The sequence below is a fragment of the Bifidobacterium sp. LH_419 genome (genome assembly GCF_056356955.1).
The window spans coordinates 170,634-192,701 of sequence record NZ_JBKEVG010000002.1 but is presented as its reverse complement, the minus strand read 5'-3'; the positions used below and the strand labels follow the sequence as shown (position 1 = coordinate 192,701).

The window sequence follows — 22,068 nt, the reverse complement described above, 5'->3', positions numbered from 1 at the left end:
CACGGTACGACAACCACAATGGAGGATGCCCACAATGGCGAAAACCGTCCTTGTCATCAATTCCGGCTCCAGCTCGATCAAGTACCAGCTGGTGGACCTCGAGACCGGCGAGGGTCTCGCTTCCGGCCTCGTCGAGAAGATCGGCGAGCCGATCGACGGCCACTACAAGCACGAGTACAACGGCGAGAAGCATGAACTCGAGGAGCCGATCCACGACCACGAGCAGGGTCTGAAGCGCGTCCTCGGCTTCTTCGAGGAGTACGGCCCGAAGCTGTCCGACGCGGGCATCGTCGCCGTCGGCCACCGTGTCGTCCAGGGCGGCTCCCTCTTCCCGAAGCCGGCCCTCGTCACCGACAAGACCATCAACCAGGTCAAGGATCTGGCCGTCCTCGCCCCGCTGCACAACGGCCCTGAGGCCAAGGGCGCCGAGGTCATGCGCTCCCTGCTGCCGGACGTGCCGCAGATCTTCGTCTTCGATTCTTCCTTCTTCTTCCAGCTGCCGAAGGCCGCCAGCACCTACGCGCTGAACAAGGAGATCGCCGACCAGTACCACATCCGCCGCTACGGCGCCCACGGCACCTCCCACGAGTTCATCTCCTCCGTGGTGCCCGAGGTCGTCGGCAAACCGGCCGAGGGTCTCAAGCAGATCGTCCTGCACATCGGCAACGGCGCCTCCGCCTCCGCCGAGGTGTCCGGCAAGCCGGTCGAGACCTCCATGGGTCTCACCCCGCTCGAGGGCCTCGTCATGGGCGGCCGCACCGGCGACATCGACCCGGCCGTGGTCTTCCACCTGATCCGCAACGCCCACATGAACGTGGACGAGCTGGACGCCCTGTTCAACAAGCGCTCCGGCATGACCGGCATGACCGGCTTCGGCGATCTGCGCGAGGTCCACCGTCTGGTGGCCGAGGGCAACGAGGACGCCAAGCTGGCCCTCGACGTCTACGTGCACCGCATCGTGAGCTACATCGGCAACTACACCTACCAGATGGGCGGCTGCGATGTCATCACCTTCACCGCCGGCGTCGGCGAGAACGACGACATCGTGCGCAAGATGGTGTGCGACAAGCTCGCCCCGTTCGGCGTGAAGCTGGACGAGGAGAAGAACGCGACCCGCTCCAAGGAGCCGCGCATCATCTCCACCCCGGATTCCTCCGTGGTCATCGCCGTCATCCCGACGAACGAGGAGCTGGCCATCGCCCGCAAGTCCGCCGCCATCGCCGAGGCCGGCGAGGACACCTACGGCAACAAGTTCGCCAAGTGAGTCCCGTCGCCTAGGCCCGTCCGACCGGTCGCCTAGACCGTGGGACGGATTGATACGGCATACGGGAAGGCCCCTGATCTCCATCATCATGGAGGTCAGGGGCCTTCCCGTATTCGATTCGCTTCCGGGCTGTCTCGACGGCTACTCCCCCAGCAGCCCCCGCCACATACCCGTGAAATCGGGCAGCGTCTTGCGCGTGGTCTCCACGTCGACGACGAGCACGCCGTGCACCGCCAATCCGATCATCGCGGCGAACGTGGCCATGCGATGGTCGGCGTAGGACTCCATCACCGCGCCGTGCAGGTCGCCGCGCGGCACCGGCGTGATCGCGATGCCGTCGGGCAGCTCCTCGGCCTCGCCGCCGATCCGCCTGATCTCGGTGACGAGCGCCTCCAGACGGTTCGTCTCATGGCCGCGCAGATGTCCGATGCCGATCATGCGCGTCGGCGCGTCGGCGAATACGAGAATCGCGGCGAGCGACGGCGCGATCTCGCCGGCCGCCGTCAGATCGAAATCGCCGAGACCGCGGATCGTGCCGTCGGACGTGACCTGGCAGTAGCGCACGCCGTCCTCCTCGGGAAAGGCGACGGTCGCACCCATGCGCTCCAGATAGCCGGGCAGGAGACCGCCCGGCTGCGTGGTCTCGACCGGCCAATGCGGCACGCGCACGGTGCCGCCGGCGATGAGCGCCGCGCCGAGGAACGGCGCCGCGTTCGACAGATCCGGCTCGACGACGACGCGCTCCGGCAGCTGCAGCGCGTGCGGCGCGACGGTCCACACGCGTGCCGCCTCGTCGGCCGAGGCCGCTCCCCCGGCGCCGTTCACGTCGGCGACGGTCATGCGGATGTGCGGCAGGCTCGGCGTCTTCTTCCCCGTATGCGTGAGCGTGAGACCGCCCGGCAGACGCGATCCGACGAGCAGCAGACCGGAGATGAACTGCGACGATCCGGACGCGTCGATGGACACGTGCGCAGCTTCGGCGGGAAGTGCGGCGGGCGGCGTGACGGTGAACGGCAGGAAGCCTTCCTCGCCATGGTATTCGACCGTCGCACCCAACTGCTCCAATCCGTCGAGCACCGGCTTCATCGGGCGTGCATACGCCTGCTCGTCGCCATCGAACCGCACCGGGGCGTCGGCGAACAGGGCGAGTCCGGGCACGAAGCGCATCACCGTGCCGGCGAGTCCGCAATACACGTCCACGTTGCCATGGAAGCGTCCGTCGGCGGGCGGCGTGACGGTGACGGTCGTCTCATTGCCCGGGGCGACGGCGCAGGTCACGCCGAGCGCCTCCAACGCGCCCATCATCAGTTCGGTGTCGCGCGAGCGCAACAGGCCGACGAGCGTGACCGGTTTCTTCCCCAATGCGGCGAGAATCAGATACCGGTTGGACAGGGATTTGCTGCCGGGAATAGTGACGACGGCATGCAACGGGCCGTCCGCCTTCGGCGCGGCCCACAGGTTCTTCTGCGATTCACTCATGCCACCATCGTATCGGCATCATGGCCGAACCGCGTGGATGCGTCCGTCTTACTTGGAGCGCTCCTCATACCCCTGTTTGAGCACGTCGTTGAGCTTCTGCAGCAGCGTGGACGGATTCGCGTTCTCACGCGACTGGCGCAGCTTGTCCTGGAAGTCGTTGATCGCGCCCGACGAGGCGTCGAGGTCGACCAGCTGCGCGGACAGCGTCTGGAGCTGCTGCGCCTGGTCCGAACCCGAGCTGATGGCCGAGATGTCGCCGAGCGCCTTGATCTGGTCGACCACGGCGGCCATCTGGTCGAGCGACTGGGTGAGCGTGCCGGAGAATTCGGAGACGACCTTCGCCTTCGCCTTCGCCAACGATTCCGTCGACGTACGGCAGGAGGCGATGTACTGCTCGTATTGGGCGGTGAAGTCGCTGTCGTACACGGTGCCGCTCGGCGTGTTCCCGCAGGCGTCGTTCATCGTGGACAACGCCTGGGCCGAATCCGCGAGATTGGCGGACATGTCGGCGAACCGGTTCGCCTGGCGCACATAGGAGGCGTAGGCGGCGGCGACGTCCGTGTCCCTGTTGGCCCTGAGATCGGCGAACGACGCCGCGGATTCACGCAGCTTCGCGGCCTGCGTCTTGAGTGCGCTCACCTTGTCCGCATCGTAGCCGACACCCTGCGTATAGAGGAATCCGAGCGCGTCGTCGATGGCGGCCGAGGTCTTCTCGTATTGGCGCTGCATCGCCACCGTGCGTTTCGTTCCGGCCGAATAGTCGGAGGCGCGCACCGAACCGAACGGACGGACGACGACGAGCGTGACGATCAGGGCGATGACCACGATGACCACGACGACCGCGACGGCCACGCCGATCATCGCGGCGGCCGGCGGGCGGCGACGCGGCAGTTCGACGGGAGCCACCAGCGTATCGAAATCGGGGGCTTCGAGCGGATCGCGCGGAACGTCGTCGGAAGCAGGTCCGGTGGGTTCCGCATCGCCGGTCACGGCAGGGGCCGTGGCGGGAACATCCGCGGAAACGTCCGCGGAAACGTCCGCAAGATCGCCCGTAGGTGCGTCCGCCGCGGGACCGCCCGCGGTGAAGGAACCGTTATCCGCCGCGTCCGCGCCGAGAGGCGGGATGACCGTCGTCTCCTCACCGTGGTGCTGCATGTCCTCGGAGGAGCCTTCACCCTGCTTGTCGTCGGTCATACCTTCTCCCTCTGTCTGGCGGGTGGCGGGGGACGCCGCGAAGACGCGGCGGCGCGTTCATGCGATTGCGCAAAGCAAGTGTACTGGTGAGAGAAGACGGCCATGTATCATGCGCGCCGTACATACGGACCCGCGCATGCGGCCCGTCGCGCGCCGGCGTCGTCAGCGGTCGGAAGCGATGCGGGACTCCGGCATGTCCGCCCTGCGCGCCGCCTGTTCGGCGGTCTGCGCGTGCACGAGCTCCATGGCGACGCGATCGGCCTCGATGGCGGCGATCTGCCGCGAGAACACGATAAACCAGCCGAGGAACAGCATGCCGGCGAGCGCCTCCACGTTGGTGAGCGTGTTGCGGCCGAGCATCATGTTCCCCCAGAATCCGGCGCACAGGAGCGCGGCCAGATCGGAGCCGACCATGACGACCCTGCTGATGCGGGGGGCGAGCCACGGCAGCAGGAGGAACAGGACGAGCATGACGAACGGCAGGCCCTTCGCGCAGATGTTATGCATGAGGTTGTGCGGCGTGTAGCGGAACGCGCCGATGCCGATGAACGCGAGACCGGAGACGGTGAGCAGCACGGACAGCACGGCGATGCGCACGGTGAAATGCGGGATGTCGTAGCCGCGGTTCGGATCGTCGCGCGTGCGGTCGTGCCATAGTCTCATGAGCCGTTCGGTGGTGACGAGCTCGGACACGGCGAAGTAGCTGACGATGATGACGCACACGCCGGCGAGCATGAGCGTCGAGTTGAACATCGTGGCGGCGAACGTGGTGCGGTCGCCGAGCTGGGAGAAGTTGTTGTGGTACCAGTACGGGTCGTCGGTGGTGAGTCCGGCGACGCACACGCCGGAGACGACGAAGAACGGCAGGAGCGAGGCGAGGGTCTTCGCGCTCATCATCTCCGCCTGCACGAACGTCATGTAGCCGACGACGCCGGCGAACGCGGCGCATACGGACGACATGTAGCCGACGAACAGCGTGCCCATCATCTCGTTGATGGCGCCGAGCAGCGCGAACGTGGAGAGGAACGTGGTGGCCGCGTACACGACGGACAGGGCGAGCGTCTCGAACGTGCGGCGCAGCGGCACGAGCCATCCGGCCTTGAGCGTCATCGACCGCGAATGGCTCATGTATCCGGCGCAGAAGGAGAGGACCGCGCAGGCGGCGACGATGCCGGAGCATACGGAGAAGCGGCGTTGCGTGACCTGCCAGATGGCGGAAGCGTATTCGAGATACAGGTTCATGCCGACGGCGCCGGCGAACGCGCACAGGATGAAGGCGACGAGTCCGCCCGTCTCGGCACGCTGGTGGCGGCCCATGCGCATCGTCTCCATGGCTCCTCCCGTTCGTGTCACGTCCACCTGTATTGTACAATGACTGATTGTGCCTGCTTCGGCAGAGCCACGACGGGCTGTAGCGCAGCTTGGTAGCGCGTCTGCTTTGGGAGCAGAATGTCGCAGGTTCAAATCCTGTCAGCCCGACCCGAAAGCCCTACTCCCGCTTGGGATGTAGGGCTTCTTTGTTTTGCTTCGAGGCTGCTCGTTAACATAATTCCAGTGTTAACGGATTAGCCGAATCCGCTAACACTTTTTGTTAACGTCGGACGATGCCAGTAATCCTTGTGATTCCAAGGGTTTGGGTACGATTGGCGGCATGTCCACGATGATTGACGTGTATCCAACGACGGATTACCTGCCCTTGGTCGAAGAGACGCGAAGCCGCACCCAGAAGCTCTATCAGCGACTGCTCGACCGGTACGGCATCGACAGCACCGTGGAGGTGAAGGCGTTCTATTACTGCAATCCCGACGAAGAATTACGTCGCGTGGATCCGGCCACTCGCTGGCGTACTGAAATGGATCTCTACTTCACATATGCGATTAACGGCGAGTGGCGTTCGGGGTCGTTCCCGACGCTGATGAAGCGCGCTCTGATCGAGCAATACGATATTGATGACTTCATGAACTCCGATGGGGAAAGGGGCTACCCGCCATCACGGTTGGGGGAATGCGAGCCGCTCGATGCCAATGAGTTCGACGTGCCGCTATCGGGGGAAGAAATGGGAGGTTTTTATGGATTAAATAAAAACAAGGAGTCAAGCCCGTCTCGTGTTGTGCGCGAGACGGGCTTAACTTGTGCGAGAGCCCCCGAAAGGCTATTCCGTGCCCATTCCGAATCCCTTGTTCACCGGCCCGTTGGGCTGTGGCTTTCTTCGGCGGGTTGGCGGAATCGGCCCGACGCCGGTGATTTCGGAGGATGGGCCGGTGTTGTCAGTTCCATCCTCCGACGAGTTCGAGACAGCAGTGGCCCGCCACCGAGTGTCCTCGGTAGGTGCCGACCACTTGGCTTGCGCCTTCGTATTTGCGGCCGGAGGGGTTCGGCGAGGCGATTTCCTGTTCGTCCATGATGGATGTGACGGTGAGCTTCGCTTCCCATTCGGGGATGGAGATAGTCCATCCGGTCGGGTATTTCATGCCGGTCACAGGACTTTCCCACACGTTGAAGGAGTCGTCGACCATCGGATCCACGCCGGCGGAAGATTGGGTGCCGTCCTCGTGCAGGACGCTGGCCCAGCAATGTTCGCTGCCGGTGGCCAGTTCGGTTACACCCCATAGGCTGATCACGTCGGGATCGTTGTCGAAGCAGAGGTTCATCCACAGCCATTTGCAGTTGTAGCCGTCCTTGAGGCTTCTGTCTTTGGGCATGCCGGCGAACTGACGGTCCATCCATACCATCCCCTCCACCTCGTGGCGCTGGCCGTCGAGAGTGATGACGCCTTTGGCGGCCATGTGCGGGAACGAGTATTGGTAGTTGGCCACTCCGGCGATCTGGAAGTAGCCGGTACCGAGACTGTAGAGTGGGTATCCGGTGCCGTGCAGGTCGAGGTAGATGGATCCGTCCGGCATGGCCGATGCGATGCGCATGTTGTCGAGGTCGCCTTCGATGACGTCCTTGTCGGTGTGGATGTGCAGTCCCTGGCCTGCGACTTGTCCTCGCCTGACCTTGTAAAAGCGGTCTTCGTGACGGTAGATGCGTCCGGTCTCATCGGTGATGGACAGCACGCTGTTGATCATGCGCACCGGCAGGTATTTGGAGAGCTGCAGGACGCTGACGTGGTACATGAAGTCGAGGGTGTGTCCGTCCGCCTCGAAATGGCCGACCCAGAACCATGAGTTGCCGGCTTTGTCGGTGCGGATGAAGGTGTCCCGGATGGGGTCCACCAGCGGTTCGGTGCCGTGGCGGAAGGTGCGGATGTTGTGGGTCAGCGAGTTGTTCGTGGTGTTCATCATGTCTCGTTTCGTTTTGGTTCCGTGTTGTCTGTTGATGCGCTGTCGGTTCGGTCACTGTCCGGCGAGGGTCCGTTTCGTCGCGCCACGGCGAGTCCGAGTCGTCAAGAGCGCCGTGATGAGGGCGGCCGCGAGGATGACCGCGATGGCGGCGAATGCCAGCGTCGAGCCGAGTATGGATTGCGCGTGTCCGGTGGCGGTGGGCGCGAGTGTGGTGGACAGCGCGGAGATGGACACGATGAGGGCGGTGCCCATCGAGGAGGCGATCTGTCCGACGGTGTTGGTCACGCTTTGCGCGTGTCCGATGTTTTCGTTGTCGAGCGCGTTGATGCCCCAGGTGTTCACCGGGGTCATGGCGAACATGAGTCCCGTGTAGAGCACGGTGTAGGCGCATGCCGTGAGGATAACCGAGGCGTCCGCGCCGAGCAGAGCCATGAGCACGCCGCCGATGGTCATGACCGTCAGGCCGGGCAGGGCGACCTTGCGGATGCCGTATTTGTCGAACATGCGGCCCGAGACGATGCCGCAGCATGCGCCGATGAGGGCGCCGGGAAGCATGGCGAGCCCGCTGGCGGTGGCGGATGCGCCGAGCACGGTCTGGATGAACATCGGCACCATGACGTTGCAACCCATGAGGGCCGCCTGCATGCATGCCACGATGATCACCGAATGCGCATAGGTGCGGTTGGCGAGGATTCCGACGCGCAGCATCGGTTCCTTCGCCTTGAGCTGTCGGCGCACGAACACGGCCACGAGCAGCACGCCGACGACGATCAGCGAGACGGTGAGCATCATGTTGCCGGTGGACGTGAACGTGGACAGCCCGTACAACAGGCATGCCAGACCGACCGAGGAGAGCAGCACGGAGACAAGGTCGAACGCACCCGGTTGGAAGCCGTCGAAGTTACGCAGGTAGACGGCGGCCAACGCGATGACGATCAGCGAGACTGCCGCCATGATGACGAACAGCGTGCGCCAGCCGAACGAGTCGATGATCACGCCGGAGACGGACGGGCCGAGCGCCGGGGCGAAACCGACGACGAGTCCTGTGATACCCATTGCCGTACCGCGGCTTTCCTTGGGGAACACGAGCAGGATCACCGCGGTGACCATCGGCATGATCGCGCCGGTGCACAGGGCCTGCAGCACCCGGCCGACCATGAGCAGGGGGAAGGTCGACGCGAATGCGGCGACGAGACTGCCGGCCGCGAACAATGAGATGCATCCAATGAACAGCCTGCGGGTGGAGAAGCGCCCCATGAGGAACGCGGCGAGCGGGATGACCATCGCCTCGACCAGAGAATAGCCGCTGGACAGCCACTGAACGGTGGTGGAATCCACCCCGAGGTCCTTCATGATGGACGGCAGCGCCGGCGTGACCACCGACATGTTGAGCACGGCCAGCAATGTGCCCATGAGCAGCACGATGACCATGATCCATTGTTTTCTGTTGATGCCAAGTTTCACAATAACACTCCAATAAGCAATAGTTATTGATTATTCAACGGGCATCAATTATTATCGAAACGCAACGGATGACAACCACCGATATGCGACATTTCTCGCTTATTCGACGATTCGCCTGAATCGTCGAACAACCCACGGCTTATGGGACGGAGCGGGAATGACGCTACCGGCAGAACGAAAGGAGCATGGTGACCGATCTGCGCATCATCAAAACCCGCAAGGCAATCCGCGAGGCGTTCCTGCGCCTACGGGCATCAGGAGTTCCGGTCTCGAAGGTCAAGGTCAAGGGCATCTGCGACCTTGCGCTCGTCAACCCGAGCACGTTCTACAAGCATTACCTCGACGTATACGACCTCAACGACAAGCTTGAGGACGAGACCATCGACGCGATGCTGGAGCATTACCCCGACAAGGACAAGATCCTGTCCGATCCACCCGCATTCCTCAATGGCTGGAGACCGGCCATCGACAGCCAGATCGACGATCTGCGCGTCCTGTTCGCAGGCCGCCCCGAAGCCATGTTCCGCAAAATCGAATCGACGCTCGTCGAACGTTACTCCGCCCGAGCAGCGAACGAACGCGAGCGCATCGCCGCCGTCTTCTCCATCGCCGGGGCCCTCCACTCGCTTGGCCTGCTCAAGCTGGAAGGCGGACAAAGCGACGACGAGATCATCGCGGCGGTCGTCGAAAACCTCAACGCCATCGCCGCTCGGATCCCCGACGGGCGATAACGAACACCCCCTATACGAATCAACGGCATCATCACACGGATACTCTTTAATCATCTAGTCGATCATCATGGAACAAATAACAGAACGTCATCCCATCCCCTCGTCGGCATCGAACGCACCGTGCTGGCCGCGATGGTGTTCCTGACGCTCGGCATTGTGATCCGTTCGGCATGCGGCACCATCGGACTGTGGGCCGGCACGTTCGTCATCGGTTGCTCGATCGCGGTGGGCAACGTTCTGGTGCCGGCCATAGTCAAACGCGATTACCCCGGTCACACATCACTTGCCACCGGCATGTACTCCGCATACATGACCGGCATGGCCGCGTTCGCCTCGGCCGTGACATTGCCCCTGTCCGATGCAATCGGGCGGCGGGGCACGCTCGGCATCTGAGCCATTCCCGCCGGAATCGTCACGCTGCTGTAGCTGTGGCGTTCACGGGCGAATGCGCGAAGGACGACCCCGGCTGCGAAGACCACCACCGATGCGCAGCCCCGCAGCCGACGGAGTACGGCATCGGAGACCCGACTCCGAGTCTCCATGTGGAAAAGGCCGGAGGCATGGGCCGTCACCCTGTTCATGGGGCTGCAATCCGTGAACTATTACGTGTGCGCCACCTGGCTGCCCACCATCGAGGTCTCCTTCGGCGTGCCCGCCGACCGGACCGGCTGGCATCTGGCGGTCTTCCAGCTCGTCGGCATCGTCATGGGACTGCTCATCCCCGTGCTGCTGAAGGGCGACAGCCAGGTCGCCGCCGTTGTCGTCGCCAGCGTGCCATTGGCCATCGGCGCGCTCGGACTGGCATTCGCGCCGCGGCTCGATCTGCTGTGGATCATCGTCGCCAGCATCGGCTCGGGATGCTCTCTGGTCATGGCGCTCTCATTGATCGGATTGAAGACCTCGACCACCGAGGAGACGACGCAACTGTCGGACATGGCTCAATGCGTCGGATACCTGCTCGCCGCGGTCGGTCCCATGTTGGCCGGAACAATCTACGACATCACCTCGGGATGGCGGACGGTGCTCATCATGCTGGCCATACTGGCCGTCGCACAGACCGCCATCGGCATCATCATCGGACGGAATACGGAAGCGGGGCGATGACATGCTCGGCGAAACAACCCACGACGCAATGGTACTAGCCCGGTCGGTGGGCTACTATCGCAATCGGCGGCCGATCCTTGCCGACGTGAACCTCACCATTGCCACCGGCGGACTATGGGTGCTGCTCGGACCGAACGGAGTGGGAAAATCCACACTGCTGGAAATGATCGCGATGCGCACCTACCCCAACGTCGGCGAACTGCGCGTCTTCGGGGACCGAACAGTCGCGGGCTCGGACCCGGAGCGTCGTCGCACCCGCGTGGCCATCGTCTCGGCGGCGTTCGGGCACAACATCGGGTCGGGAATGAACCCGCTCACGGTCGTCGTCTCGGGGATTCCACGAGGAACGAAGGATTCGGCCGACGAGGCATACGAGAAGGTGTACGCGATGATGCGCCGGCTCGGCATCGCATATCTGGCCGGCAAACAGTGGCGCAACCTGTCCGAAGGCGAACGCACGAGGGTGATGATCTCACGCGCGCTCGTCTCGCCGGCGGATCTCCTGATCTTCGATGAACCGACCACCGGCCTTGATCTGGGCGGCCGTGAAACGGTGTTGCGAGAACTGTCGGCGCTGGCCTCGCGAGGGGACGAGCGCACGATGCTGCTCGTCACGCATCAGGTGGAGGACATCCCCGCCGGATTCGACCATATCGCGATGATGGGCCGAATGATGGAACACGAGTGCATGACATACCTCGACACGCATCCGCGCATCTACGCCACACTTGACGGCAACACGACACCGGGAACCATCACGTTCACCGGACCACTTGACGAAGGACTTACCGACGAACGTCTCGAATCGATGTTCGGCGTCCCGCTACACGTAGAGCGAACCGGGCAGCGATGGAGGGCCTCGCACCGGCTGCGTTTCGCATGAGCGGTCCGAATGAATGCCTCGTCGCCGGCTCCAGTGCTCCTCAGTCATTATGTCGCATTCGACTGGGGAGCACTGGAACCGATGCAGACACAACCGGGACACAGCGACCGCGGAAAACAACGAAATCAGCAGCGATCAGCGAAATCTCACGAAAGTCGTCCAAACGGCGTCATTGCAACGAAAACGCACCTAATGAAGTCCTCGAAAACCAGCGAATCAACCCTTCAAAATAACAAGGGGTTGCTCATTCGTCATCAGATGAATAGGGAGCACATGTCGCTCTCTTCGACATCGCAACCAGCGAAGCAAGCGAAAGCAGACCGCAAGAGTGCTAACACAGCTTCAGAACGGCATTCGCGACACGCCGCATGATTCCGCCATTTCCAAGCTCCAAGACGCTAACATTTTGCTAACAATGACCGTCACAATTTGCCAATCGCAGCGGCCTGAACAAAGAAACTCGAAACTCAAAAATGGCTTAATTCCAAGGTTTCTGAGGTCAACCAAGACGGCTGACCCGAGCCAAGAACCCTCGAATCCTAACAGGATGTCGCAGGTTCAAATCCTGTCAGCCCGACCCGTAGCCCTTGCTCACCCACCGGTGAGCAAGGGCTTTTTCTTTCTCTCTCCCCCGCCCGCAACTCCCATGGTGCGGCAACACAAAATCTCCATATCGGCGGAAAATGGCCGTTTGCGGCAACCGCACCATGAGGGTTTCACCGCACCATGGGGTCGCGGTCCCGGCACGGCGGCACGGTGGCACGATGCCACGGCGGCACGGGGCCTATGATCCCGGCACGGCAACGTCGACAACGCGGGTATCGGGTATACGGAAAAGACCCCGGGTTCCTTGGGAACCACGGGGTCTTGCCGGTGTCCGGGATGAGACTTGAACTCACACGCCTGTATAAAATAGGCACTAGCACCTCAAGCTAGCGCGTCTACCATTCCGCCACCCGGACAGGTGTTGTCTTGGCAACGAGTGAATACATTACCAGAACATGACGAATCGTCAAATCCGCGACACGCCGGTGGAGCGGAAAGACCGCCCCGCCGGCGCGCCCGTCGGGAACATCCGTCAGAAGTTGCGCGGCTGCTTCGGCTTCTCGGCGCTCATCAGCAGCATGAAGCTACGCGACTGCGCGGTAATCGCGAATCCGGCCTCGTAGTTGAGCACGGGCCCCTTCGGATTGTGCGTGTCGACGATGAGCTTCCACTTGCGCCCATAGCGCTCGTCCGGCAGCGTGAACTGGATGGGCTCGTAGTGGGCGTTGAAGATGAGGATGAAGTCGTTGTCGACCATTGGGTTGCCGTAGTAGTCGAGCTCGGGGATGTTGGAGCCGTTGAGGTACACCATCATCGAGAACGCGTGCGTGTTCTGCCAGTCCTCCATATCCATGATGGAGCCGGTGTGGTCGAACCATTCGACCTGCGGGATCGTCTCCGTGTCCTCCCCCGGCTCACGGCCGGAGAAGAAGCGGCGGCGGTGCAGGACCGGGTGGTCGAGACGTAGGTGGATGAGCTTCGAGACGAACTCGAACATGTCCTCGCGGGTCTCGTCGAGGTCCCAGTCGGTCCACGAGATCTCGTTGTCCTGGCAGTAGGCGTTGTTGTTGCCCTGCTGCGTGCGCTCCACCTCGTCGCCGCCGCAGATCATCGGGATGCCCTGGCTGACGAGCAGCGTGGAGAGCATGTTGCGGATCTGGCGCTGGCGCAGCTCGTTGACGTCGCGGATCGTGGTCGGCCCTTCGACGCCGCAGTTCCACGAGCGGTTGTTGCTTTCGCCGTCGCGGTTGCCCTCGCCGTTCGCCTCGTTGTGCTTGCCGTTGTACGAGACGAGGTCGTTGAGGGTGAAGCCGTCGTGTGCGGTGATGAAGTTCACGGAGGCGACCGGTCGGCGCCCGTTCATCTGGTACAGGTCGGACGAGCCCATGAGTCGCGACGCGAACTCGGGCAACGTAGACGGCTGCGAGCGCCAGAAGTCGCGCACGGTGTCGCGGTAGCGGCCGTTCCATTCGGACCAGCTGGACGGGAAGCCGCCCACCTGATAGCCGCCGGAGCCGAGATCCCACGGTTCGGCGATGAGCTTGACGCGGCTGATGATCGGATCCTGCTCGACGATGTCGAAGAACGCGGACAGCTTGTCGACCTCCTGGAACTGGCGTGCCAGCGTGGCGGCAAGATCGAAGCGGAAGCCGTCGACGTGCATTTCGGACACCCAGTAGCGCAGCGAGTCGGTGATGAGCTGCAGGGCGTGCGGCGAGCGCATGAGCAGCGAGTTGCCGGTACCGGTGGTGTCGAAGTAGTGCCGCTGGTCGTTGTCGACGAGACGGTAGTAGGCGCGGTTGTCGATGCCCTTGAAGCTCAGCGTGGGGCCCATGTGGTTGCCTTCGGCGGTGTGGTTGTACACCACGTCGAGGATGACCTCCATGCCGGCCTGGTGGTACGCCTTGACCATCGACTTGAACTCGTTGACCTGCTGACCGCGCTCCCCCGCCGACGAGTACGCGTTGTGCGGGGCGAAGAAGCCGATCGTGTTGTAGCCCCAGTAGTTCGACAGGCCCTTCTCCTGGAGGAACGAGTCGTTGACGAACTGGTGGATCGGCATGAGTTCGATGGCGGTCACGCCGAGCTTCTTCAGGTATTCGATGACGGTCGGGTAGGCGAGACCCGCGTAGGTGCCGCGGATGTCCGGCGGCACGTCGCGGTTGAGGTTGGTCATGCCGCGCACGTGCGCCTCGTAGATCACGGAATCGTGGTACGGGATGCGCGGGTGCTGGTCGTTGCCCCAGTCGAAGTACGGGTTGACGACCACGGATTTCATGGTGTGGGCGGCGGAGTCCATGTCGTTGAGCACGCCGTCGTTGTCCGGGTCGGAGAAACGGTAGGAGAACAGGCTCTCGTCGCCGTCGATGTTGCCTTCGATGGCCTTGGCGTAGGGGTCGAGGAGCAGCTTGGCGGGGTTGCACCTGAGGCCCTGGCCGGGGTCGTAGGGGCCGTGCACGCGGTAGCCGTAGCGCTGTCCCGGCTGGATGCCCGGGATGTAGTTGTGCCAGACGTACGAGTTCTGCTCGGTCATCGTGATGCGCGTCTCGTTGTCGTCATCGTCGAACAGGCACAGTTCGACGCTGTCGGCCACTTGGGAGAACAGCGCGAAGTTCACGCCGGCGCCGTCGTAGCTCGCGCCGTACGGATAGGTCAAACCTGGTCGTATCTGCATATTCACCAGTATCGCACCTCCATGTGTGGTGAATCGTCACCGTATATGAACAGTCGGTGATGGGTTGGGTCGCCGCCGTCGAATCGTGGCGATCCGCGATTCGGCGGCGCTCGTCGGCGGTCATGGGCCGCCGGAAGTCGTCAGTCGTGTGCGGTCAGTCGCCGTATCGTCTCGTGTTGGATGGCGATGATCGAATTGGACGCGGTGATGCGGGTGGCGAGAAGCTCCTCCCAGCCGACCCACGCGGATTCGACGTGCTCGTCCGGGTCGAAGTGCCGGGGCACGTTCCTCCACGCGTCCAGATGGATGACCATGATGTGGGCGAGTTCGTCGGTCATCCCCTCCGACGAATAGTAGTCGCCGACATGGTCGATGCGCATCGCCTCGTCGGAGGCGGGGGCGACGCCGGTCTCCTCGGCGAGTTCGCGCAGCGCCGCGGCGCGCACGTCCTCGCCCTCGTCCATGAGCCCGGCGGGCAGCCCGTACGCGAAGATGTCGCTGCCCGCGCGGTACTCGCGTTCGATGAGGTAGCGGTCCGTGGTCACGTCGTGCACGAGCATGACGACGCAGGGGGCGTGACGCAATACCTGCCGGCGGATCGGCACGACACCGCCGCCGTTCGTGGTCAGTCCGATGGTCATGTCCTCCACGTGGAAGATGGCGCCGCGGTAGACCTCGCGGCGTTCGATCACCTTCGCCGGCACGTTCATGTCGATGCCGTCGGAGCTGGCGTCGAGCACGGCGCGTTCGTCCGTCATCGTCTCACTCCCCTTCCGTCGTCATGTCCGTCGTCGCGTCAGCGCTCCGGTGGAGCGAAAGCGTCCACGGATCCGTGTCGCGGCGGATCCAGTTCGTTTCAGGGCGTTCGCCGAAACGCCGTTCGAGCGCGTCGGCGATGTCGCCGACGGCGTAACGGAACCACATCGATTCGATGGCCGAGTGCGGCGTGTTGACGAGGCACGGGCGCGCGTGCGCGTCGCCCGTGCCGAGCGTGACGCCCGCCGCGCGCATCGACGCCTCGTATCGCGCCTGTTCGATGGCGTCGGTGGCCGGATGATGGCGCAGGTCGCTGGTCACGTACACGTCGACGCCGGCGGCGCGCACCTCGTCGAACAGGGAGTCGCCGGAGCCGGGCAGCACGGCGACGGTCTCGACGGGCGTATCCGGGTCGCCGCACGCCTGCACGCCGAGCGCGGTGTCGATGGGCAGCGCGTCGCACACGCGTCGCGCGAACTCGCGCAGCGTGACGGGCTCCGGCAGGCGTCCGACGCGGCCGAGTCCGACGGGACCGGCCGCGCCCGGATCGTCGATCGGCACAAGCGCGCGCTGGTCGACGAGGCCGAAGCCGTCGGCCGCGGCCTGTCCGACGCCTCGCACCGCGCAGTCCGCGTTGGTGTGTCCCACCCACAGCGCGCATCCGGAGCGGCTGAGACGGTTCACGATCATGCCGCGCGCGCCCAGCCCGGACACCTGATGCACGGAACGGAAGAACAGCGGATGATGCGCGACGAGCAGGTCCGCGCCCCATTCCAGCGCCTCGTCGATCACGGCCATGGTCGGGTCGCAGGCGAACGCGATACGCGTCACCGGCGCCGTGAGGTCGCCGACGATGAGGCCGGGCGCGTCCCAGCTTTCCGCATATTTGAGCGGATACAGCGTTTCGAGCGTGTCGACGGCCTGGTTGAGGTTCGTCATCCTTCTCTCCTTTCCTTTCCGACGGCGGCCGGCCGGTGCTGGTCGGATGCGGGTCAGTGCGCGGCGAGTTGCCAGTCGTCGCCGATGCCGGTGGACACGTCCAGCGGCACGTCGAGCGCGACGGCGTGCTCCATCGCGTCCCTGACGAGTGCGGTCGCCCGCTCGGCCTCGCCGGGCGCGATCTCGACGACGAGTTCGTCGTGGATCTGCAGGATGATGCGGCTCTTCAGCCCGCCGTCCCGCAACGCCGAATCGGCGCGGATCATCGCGATCTTCATGATGTCGGCGGCCGTGCCCTGGATGGGCGCGTTGAGCGCGGCGCGTTCGGCGGCGTCGCGCACGGTGCGGCTGGTCGACTTCAGTCCCGGGAAGTAGCGGCGGCGGCCGAACATCGTCTCCGTGTAGCCTTTGCGGCGCGCCTCGGCGACGCATGATTCGAGATAGTCGTGCACCTTGCCGAACGTGGCGAAGTACTTGTTCTTGAGGCCCTCCGCCTCGCCGGGGCTGATCTTGAGCTGCTGGGACAGGCCGTACGTGCTCAGTCCGTAGGCGAGGCCGTAGCTCATGGCCTTCACGTGGCTGCGCTGGTCGGCGCTGATCTCGTCGACGGGCAGCTGGTAGACGAGGCTCGCCACGTAGCGGTGGAAGTCGGCGCCGCTGCGGAACGCCTCGATGAGCGCCTCGTCGCCGGACAGATGCGCCATGATGCGCAGTTCGACCTGCGAATAGTCGCAGCTCATCAGCGATTCGAAGCCCTCCCCCGGCACGAACGCGGAGCGGATCTCGCGTCCGGCCGCATTGCGGTTGGGGATGTTCTGCAGGTTCGGGTCGACCGAGCTCAGACGCCCGGTGGCGGCCACGGTCTGCTCGAACGTGGTGTGGATGCGCCCGTCGGCCGGGTTGACCGCGTCGATCAGCGTGGCGACGATCTGCTTCAACTTGTTGGTCTCGCGGTGGCGCAGAAGCGCGCCGAGGAAGCCGCTGGCCCGATCGTCGTCCGCGTTGCGCACGTACAGGGTCTGCAACGCGTCCGCGTTCGTCGTGTACGAACCGGATTTGGTGCGTTTCGTGGGCTTCAGGCCCATGTCCTCGAACAGGACCTTGGCGAGCTGCTTGGGGCTCTGCAGGTTGACGCGCGAACCGGCGTTCTCCCAGGCGATGCGCTGCGCCTGCTCGGCGTCGGCCGCGAAGCCGGCGCGCATGTCCTCCAGGCGGCGTTCGTCGACCTTCGCGCCTTCCGCCTCCAGCCCGTACAGGACGCGGGAGACGGGCAGCTCGATGTCGGTCAGGAGCTTCGACTGGTCGTCCGCGGCGATGCGCGGCCTGAGCTCGCGGGCGAGCGCGGCGACGATGGCCGCGTCGCGCAACGTGCCCTGATCGGGTTCCGCGCCGTCGTTCGCGCCGTCTACCGCGGCGCCGCCGGTCTCGTCGGCGTCGCCCGCGTCAAGGTCGAGCAGACCCTGCGTCGCCTCCTCGTGCTCCTCCAGATGGAGGTCGAGGAACTGGGCGGCGGCCTGTTCGAGCGAATCCGCGTGGAAGTCGGGTTTGACGAGGTAGCCGGCGAGCTTCGTGTCGAACGCGGGGGTCGGCAATGCGACGCCGGCGGCGGCGAGCAGATGCAGATGCTCCTTGTATCCGTGGACGGTCATCGTGCCCGCGTGGGCGGCCACCACGTCGCGCAGTGTGTCGACGATTCCGTCGTCCGCCAGCGCCGGCTTGTCGACGACGATGGCCTCGCCGCCGGCGAGCAGCACGACGGCGTCGACCGCGGCGCGGCCCGGACGCGCGTCTCCGGACGCGTACAGCACCCAATCGGGCTGATCGTCGGCCGTTCCGTCGGACGTTCCGTCGGCTGTTCCGTCGGCCGCGGGCAGATGGCGCTCCGCCCACGCACGCAGGGACGCGGCGTCCGCCGCACGTTCCGCATGCGGCATGTCGAGCGTCGGGGAATCGTCGGCGGCCGTCGACGCGCCGGACGGGAGCACGGGCGCGACGCCGTTGTTGAACGTCTTCATCAGACGGCTCTTGGTGCGCGCGCCGAATTCGAGCTTGGTGAAGAGGGCGTCGAGACGTCCCGCGTCGATGCCGGAGAACGTGAGGTCGTCGACGGTCACGCCGAGGTCGACGTCACGCACGAGCGCGTTGACCTTGCGGTTGAGCATCACCTGGTCGATGTTGGCGCGCAGCGCCTCGCCCTTCTTGCCGCCGATCTCGTCCGCATGCTCGCGGATCGCGTCGAGGGAGCCGTACTGGTTGATCCATTTGGCGGCGAAGCCGTCACCCACGCCGGGCACGCCGGGGATGTTGTCCGCCGTCTCGCCGCGCAGGGCCGCGAGATCCGGGTACTGCTGCGGCGTCACCTTGTATTTGGCGACGACCGCGTCCGGCGTCATGTGCTTGAGGTCCTTGAAATGGTGGCCCGGGTAGAGCACGGTGACGTTGTCGTCGATGAGCTGGAACGCGTCGCGGTCGCCGGACAGGACGAGCGTATGGTAGCCGGCCTTCTCGCCCATCGTGGCGAGCGTGCCGATCACGTCGTCGCCCTCGTAGCCGGGCTTCTCGATGTAGGTGACGCCCAGCGCGGCGAGCATCTCCTGGATGAGCGGCAGCTGGGTGAGCAGCTCCTCGGGGGCCGCGTCGCGCGTGCCCTTGTACTGGGGCAGCAGCTCGTTGCGGAAGGTGCCGCCCTTCACGTCGAAGGCGACGGCGAGATGGTCGGGCTTCTCCGAATCGACGACTTGCGAGAGCATCGAGGCGAAGCCCCAGACGGCGTTCGTGGCCTGTCCGGAGGAGGTGGAGAAGTTGTCGACCGGTAGAGCGAAGAACGCGCGGAACGCCAGCGAATGGCCGTCTACGACCAGCAGCGTTCCGCGCGTCGGCGTGGATTCTTGTTGCGCCATGTATCCGTGAACGTCCGTTCCGTTCGGCCCGTCTCAGCGCTCGTTGCGTTCCGGCTTCGGGTCGCCGTACTTGGCGATGATGGCCATGGCGAGACGCTTCTTCGGGATGCGCTGGTCCATCGAGGTCTTCTGGATCCAACGGAACGCGCCCTGCTCGGAGAAGTCCGCCTTGTCCATGAGCAGACCCTTCGCGCGGTCGACGAGCTTGCGCTCCTCCAGCGTGTCCTGCGCCTTCTGGAGGTCGGCCTGCGCCTTGGCGAGCTCCTCCTTGGTCTCCTTGAGCTTCGCCTCGCTGCGCTCGACGTTGTCGAGTAGGTCGTTGATCTCGGCGAAGCGGCCCATGGCGACCTCGAGGGCCGGGATGAGCTTGGACTCCTCGTACGGCTTGGTCACGTAGGCCATGGCACCGGCGCCCGTGGACTTCTTGACGAGGTCCGGCTGGGAGAAGGCGGTGAGCATGACCACGGGGGCGATGTTCTCGTCGCAGATCAGGCCGGCGGCGGTGATGCCGTCCATGCGCGGCATCTTGACGTCCATGCACACCACGTCCGGGCGCTTGGCACGCGTCAGTTCGACGGCCTCCTCGCCGTTGGCGGCCTCGCCGACGACCTCATAGCCGTTGTCCTCGAGCATGCCGACGAGGTCCATGCGGTTCACGGATTCGTCCTCGGCGACCACGACGGTGCGCTTGCGGTTCTCGTCCGCCTCCGCCGGGGCGGCCTCCTCACGGGGAGCGGCGGCCTCCTGCGCGACGGCCTCCAGCTCCTCCTCGGTCAGCACGGGCTCCATCTTCGGAGTCTGATCATCGGCGTTCTTAGCAGCCATGCCAGTCCTTTCCTCATATGCTTACAAAGTCATCCTTGGCGATTTTAACGCATAATCCCAGTGCCCGCCCGCACGACGTGCCCTCCCCTGAACGAAATCGCCACGCGGGACGCGCATCATGTGCGCCGCATCGCGCCGATGTGCTATATTGTCACGAGTGCCTTACGGCATCGTCGATAACCGGATACGCCCCCGTATCCCAATTGGTAGAGGAAGCAGCCTCAAAATCTGCGCAGTGTGGGTTCGAGTCCCACCGGGGGCACGGCTGAAATCCCCGCAATCTTCATGGTTGCGGGGATTTTCTGTATTCGTTCGGGCACAGTGGGCATACGTGGGCATAAAGGAAGGGTCCCTTATCAGCTATCAGCCGTGACGCTGATAGCTGATAAGGGACCCTTTCGCCGGCTCGTTCCGGCTTACGCCGGGAATTCGCCTATCGGCTCATTTCCGCGCTGATGGAATCAGTCGCAGGCGCCCACGGTGTGGACGTAGATGGAGTCGGTGCTGCCCGGCTGGTGCTCGCCCTGGGCGGAGCTCAGGATGACGATCTTGTCGCCGTCGACGACCTTGCCGGCGTCGCGCAGCAGCTTGTCGGTGAAGACCATGAGGTCCTTGCGGGACTTGTCATGGTAGTCCTCTTCGAGCAGGAAGGCCTCGGTGCCCCAGGAGAGGGCCAGCCAGTGGTAGGTGTGCTCGTTGTTGGTGATGCCGTAGATCGGGGCGGCCGGACGCTCGCGGGAGACGCGGTGCACGGTGTTGCCGGTCTGGGTGTAGGCGACGATGGCCTTGGCATTGAGCTTGTCGGCCAGGTCGACGGCGGCGGAGGAGACGGCGCCGGTGGAGGACATGTCGAGGTTCTTCAGGGCCGGGATGCGGTCGAAGCCGTGCTCGGTGGCGAAGCCGGAGATGCGGGACATGGTGGCGACGGTGACGGCCGGGTACTCGCCGACGGCGGTCTCGTTGGAGGTCATGGTGGCGTCGGCGCCGTCGAGCACGGCGTTGGCGCAGTCGGAGGCCTCGGCGCGGGACGGGACCGGGGAGTGGACCATGGAGCCCAGGACCTCGGTGGCCACGATGACCGGCTTGGCGTAGTGGCGGGACAGCTCGATGATGCGCTTGGTGGCCAGCGGGACCTCCTCGAGCGGGCACTCGACGGCCATGTCACCACGGGCGGCCATGATGCCGTCGAAGGTCTTGACGATGTCCTCGAGGTTCTCGAGGGCCTGCGGCTTCTCGATCTTGGCGACGATCGGGATGCGGCGGCCTTCCTCGTCCATGATCTCGTGGGCGCGGTCGATGTCGGTGGCGAAACGCACGAAGGACATGGCGATGATGTCGGCGCCGGTGCGGATGGCCCAGCGCAGATCCTCTTCGTCCTTCTCGGTCAGGGCCGGCAGGGAGACGGCGACGCCCGGCAGGTTGATGCCCTTGTGGGAGGACACCGGACCGGCCACGACGACCTTGGTGTACACGTTGTTGCCCTCGACCTTGGTGACCTCGAGACGGACCTTGCCGTCGTCGATGAGAATCGGGTCGCCCGGGTGGCAGTCGCCCGGCAGGCCCTTGAAGGTGGTGGAGGTGATGTGCTCGTCGCCCTCGACGTCGTCGGTGGTGATGACGAACTCCTGGCCTTCCTTGAGCTCGACCTTGTCCTCGCCCTCGGCGTTCTTCTTGAACCAGCCGCAGCGAATCTTCGGGCCCTGGAGGTCGACCAGCACGGCCACGTTGCGGCCGGCGGCCTTCGAGGCCTGACGCACGTTGTTGTAGACCTTGAGGTGGTCCTCCGGGGTGCCGTGCGAACGGTTCAGACGGGCCACATCCATGCCGGCCTCGACGAGGCTGGTGATGCCCTCGAGGGATTCGGTGGCGGGACCGATGGTGTCGACGATCTTGGCTTTGCGCATGTTGCCTATTCCTAACTATTGCAAGGGACGCAGGCCGGACGACCTACGTTTTCCACGGAACAGTGTACTAGCTTTCGCCCGTTCCTTCCAGTTTTCCCATCGGTGTGTTGTTAACGCT

The 22,068-nt window shown here is 64.4% G+C and carries 16 protein-coding genes and 3 tRNA genes; 7 read left to right on the top strand and 12 right to left on the bottom strand.

The window, feature by feature from the left end; all coding sequences use genetic code 11:
* Nucleotides 1-34 precede the first annotated feature (34 nt).
* Nucleotides 35-1,264: an acetate/propionate family kinase gene (locus AC1AYX_RS03400; protein ID WP_163197983.1), complete on the top strand. Its 1,230-nt coding sequence runs from the start codon at nucleotides 35-37 to the stop codon at nucleotides 1,262-1,264.
* Between the two features lie 141 nt (nucleotides 1,265-1,405).
* Here the strand turns inward: AC1AYX_RS03400 and aroA are convergent, their stop codons facing one another.
* The 3 genes from aroA to AC1AYX_RS03385 form a co-directional block, all read right to left on the bottom strand.
* Nucleotides 1,406-2,743: a 3-phosphoshikimate 1-carboxyvinyltransferase gene (gene aroA / locus AC1AYX_RS03395; RefSeq protein WP_476502180.1), complete on the bottom strand. Its 1,338-nt coding sequence runs from the start codon at nucleotides 2,741-2,743 to the stop codon at nucleotides 1,406-1,408.
* Nucleotides 2,744-2,791: 48 nt separating this feature from the next.
* On the bottom strand, nucleotides 2,792-3,937 hold the full coding sequence (locus tag AC1AYX_RS03390) for a hypothetical protein (protein WP_476502179.1): 1,146 nt from the start codon (nucleotides 3,935-3,937) through the stop codon (nucleotides 2,792-2,794).
* 162 nt (nucleotides 3,938-4,099) lie between these two features.
* Nucleotides 4,100-5,269 (bottom strand): ABC transporter permease, encoded by a 1,170-nt coding sequence (locus AC1AYX_RS03385; RefSeq protein ID WP_476502178.1) that lies wholly within the window; start codon nucleotides 5,267-5,269, stop codon nucleotides 4,100-4,102.
* 73 nt (nucleotides 5,270-5,342) lie between these two features.
* Between AC1AYX_RS03385 and AC1AYX_RS03380 the strand changes: the two genes are divergently transcribed.
* Nucleotides 5,343-5,416, top strand: a tRNA-Pro gene (locus AC1AYX_RS03380).
* A gap of 788 nt (nucleotides 5,417-6,204) precedes the next feature.
* Here the strand turns inward: AC1AYX_RS03380 and AC1AYX_RS03375 are convergent.
* Both AC1AYX_RS03375 and AC1AYX_RS03370 read right to left on the bottom strand, forming a co-directional pair.
* Nucleotides 6,205-7,224, bottom strand: coding sequence for a lipocalin-like domain-containing protein (locus AC1AYX_RS03375; protein WP_476502177.1), 1,020 nt, complete (start codon nucleotides 7,222-7,224; stop codon nucleotides 6,205-6,207).
* Nucleotides 7,225-7,275: 51 nt separating this feature from the next.
* Nucleotides 7,276-8,688: a DHA2 family efflux MFS transporter permease subunit gene (locus AC1AYX_RS03370; RefSeq protein ID WP_476502176.1), complete on the bottom strand. Its 1,413-nt coding sequence runs from the start codon at nucleotides 8,686-8,688 to the stop codon at nucleotides 7,276-7,278.
* 185 nt (nucleotides 8,689-8,873) lie between these two features.
* On the opposite strand from AC1AYX_RS03370, the gene AC1AYX_RS03365 reads away from it, so the two are divergent.
* From AC1AYX_RS03365 to AC1AYX_RS03350, 4 genes are all read left to right on the top strand, one after another.
* Entirely contained in the window at nucleotides 8,874-9,419 is a 546-nt protein-coding gene (locus tag AC1AYX_RS03365; RefSeq protein ID WP_476502175.1) for a hypothetical protein, read from the top strand.
* A 120-nt stretch (nucleotides 9,420-9,539) separates the two neighbouring features.
* A complete protein-coding gene (locus tag AC1AYX_RS03360) occupies nucleotides 9,540-9,812 on the top strand; it encodes a hypothetical protein (RefSeq protein WP_476502174.1) in 273 nt (90 codons plus the stop codon).
* Nucleotides 9,813-9,845: 33 nt separating this feature from the next.
* A complete protein-coding gene (locus tag AC1AYX_RS03355) occupies nucleotides 9,846-10,523 on the top strand; it encodes an MFS transporter (protein ID WP_476502207.1) in 678 nt (225 codons plus the stop codon).
* Between the two features lies 1 nt (nucleotide 10,524).
* The gene (locus AC1AYX_RS03350; protein WP_476502173.1) at nucleotides 10,525-11,406 is read left to right on the top strand and encodes an ABC transporter ATP-binding protein; all 882 of its coding nucleotides are present in this window, start codon (nucleotides 10,525-10,527) and stop codon (nucleotides 11,404-11,406) included.
* 874 nt (nucleotides 11,407-12,280) lie between these two features.
* On the opposite strand, the gene AC1AYX_RS03345 is transcribed toward AC1AYX_RS03350, so the two are convergent.
* From AC1AYX_RS03345 to AC1AYX_RS03320, 6 genes are all read right to left on the bottom strand, one after another.
* Nucleotides 12,281-12,368: transfer RNA gene (locus AC1AYX_RS03345), tRNA-Leu, on the bottom strand.
* A 116-nt stretch (nucleotides 12,369-12,484) separates the two neighbouring features.
* Nucleotides 12,485-14,626: a glycogen debranching protein GlgX gene (glgX, locus tag AC1AYX_RS03340; protein ID WP_476502206.1), complete on the bottom strand. Its 2,142-nt coding sequence runs from the start codon at nucleotides 14,624-14,626 to the stop codon at nucleotides 12,485-12,487.
* A gap of 140 nt (nucleotides 14,627-14,766) precedes the next feature.
* Nucleotides 14,767-15,384 carry an NUDIX hydrolase gene (locus AC1AYX_RS03335; RefSeq protein ID WP_476502172.1) on the bottom strand — a complete coding sequence of 206 codons (618 nt, stop codon included), beginning with the start codon at nucleotides 15,382-15,384 and terminating at the stop codon, nucleotides 14,767-14,769.
* Between the two features lie 4 nt (nucleotides 15,385-15,388).
* Nucleotides 15,389-16,321, bottom strand: a complete 933-nt coding sequence (locus AC1AYX_RS03330; protein ID WP_476502171.1) for a Nif3-like dinuclear metal center hexameric protein — start codon at nucleotides 16,319-16,321, stop codon at nucleotides 15,389-15,391.
* Nucleotides 16,322-16,374: 53 nt separating this feature from the next.
* Nucleotides 16,375-19,221: a DNA polymerase I gene (gene polA / locus AC1AYX_RS03325; protein WP_476502170.1), complete on the bottom strand. Its 2,847-nt coding sequence runs from the start codon at nucleotides 19,219-19,221 to the stop codon at nucleotides 16,375-16,377.
* A 33-nt stretch (nucleotides 19,222-19,254) separates the two neighbouring features.
* Nucleotides 19,255-20,046, bottom strand: coding sequence for an ANTAR domain-containing response regulator (locus AC1AYX_RS03320; protein ID WP_476502169.1), 792 nt, complete (start codon nucleotides 20,044-20,046; stop codon nucleotides 19,255-19,257).
* Between the two features lie 188 nt (nucleotides 20,047-20,234).
* Between AC1AYX_RS03320 and AC1AYX_RS03315 the strand changes: the two genes are divergently transcribed.
* Nucleotides 20,235-20,308 (top strand) — tRNA-Leu (locus AC1AYX_RS03315).
* A 199-nt stretch (nucleotides 20,309-20,507) separates the two neighbouring features.
* Here AC1AYX_RS03315 and pyk read toward each other — a convergent pair.
* Complete coding sequence (gene pyk, locus AC1AYX_RS03310; protein WP_476502168.1) at nucleotides 20,508-21,950, bottom strand: pyruvate kinase; 1,443 nt, start codon at nucleotides 21,948-21,950, stop codon at nucleotides 20,508-20,510.
* Nucleotides 21,951-22,068: the final 118 nt, after the last annotated feature.

What these genes read in the sequence shown, in the direction of transcription:
- AC1AYX_RS03335 (WP_476502172.1), bottom strand. Translation starts at nt 15,384, where the DNA reads ATGACGGACGAACGCGCCGTGCTCGACGCCAGCTCCGACGGCATCGAC.
- AC1AYX_RS03320 (WP_476502169.1), bottom strand. Translation starts at nt 20,046, where the DNA reads ATGGCTGCTAAGAACGCCGATGATCAGACTCCGAAGATGGAGCCCGTG.
- AC1AYX_RS03330 (WP_476502171.1), bottom strand. Translation starts at nt 16,321, where the DNA reads ATGACGAACCTCAACCAGGCCGTCGACACGCTCGAAACGCTGTATCCG.
- aroA (WP_476502180.1), bottom strand. Translation starts at nt 2,743, where the DNA reads ATGAGTGAATCGCAGAAGAACCTGTGGGCCGCGCCGAAGGCGGACGGC.
- AC1AYX_RS03350 (WP_476502173.1), top strand. Translation starts at nt 10,525, where the DNA reads ATGCTCGGCGAAACAACCCACGACGCAATGGTACTAGCCCGGTCGGTG.
- AC1AYX_RS03385 (WP_476502178.1), bottom strand. Translation starts at nt 5,269, where the DNA reads ATGGAGACGATGCGCATGGGCCGCCACCAGCGTGCCGAGACGGGCGGA.
- AC1AYX_RS03390 (WP_476502179.1), bottom strand. Translation starts at nt 3,937, where the DNA reads ATGACCGACGACAAGCAGGGTGAAGGCTCCTCCGAGGACATGCAGCAC.
- pyk (WP_476502168.1), bottom strand. Translation starts at nt 21,950, where the DNA reads ATGCGCAAAGCCAAGATCGTCGACACCATCGGTCCCGCCACCGAATCC.
- glgX (WP_476502206.1), bottom strand. Translation starts at nt 14,626, where the DNA reads ATGCAGATACGACCAGGTTTGACCTATCCGTACGGCGCGAGCTACGAC.
- AC1AYX_RS03375 (WP_476502177.1), bottom strand. Translation starts at nt 7,224, where the DNA reads ATGATGAACACCACGAACAACTCGCTGACCCACAACATCCGCACCTTC.
- polA (WP_476502170.1), bottom strand. Translation starts at nt 19,221, where the DNA reads ATGGCGCAACAAGAATCCACGCCGACGCGCGGAACGCTGCTGGTCGTA.
- AC1AYX_RS03365 (WP_476502175.1), top strand. Translation starts at nt 8,874, where the DNA reads ATGGTGACCGATCTGCGCATCATCAAAACCCGCAAGGCAATCCGCGAG.
- AC1AYX_RS03400 (WP_163197983.1), top strand. Translation starts at nt 35, where the DNA reads ATGGCGAAAACCGTCCTTGTCATCAATTCCGGCTCCAGCTCGATCAAG.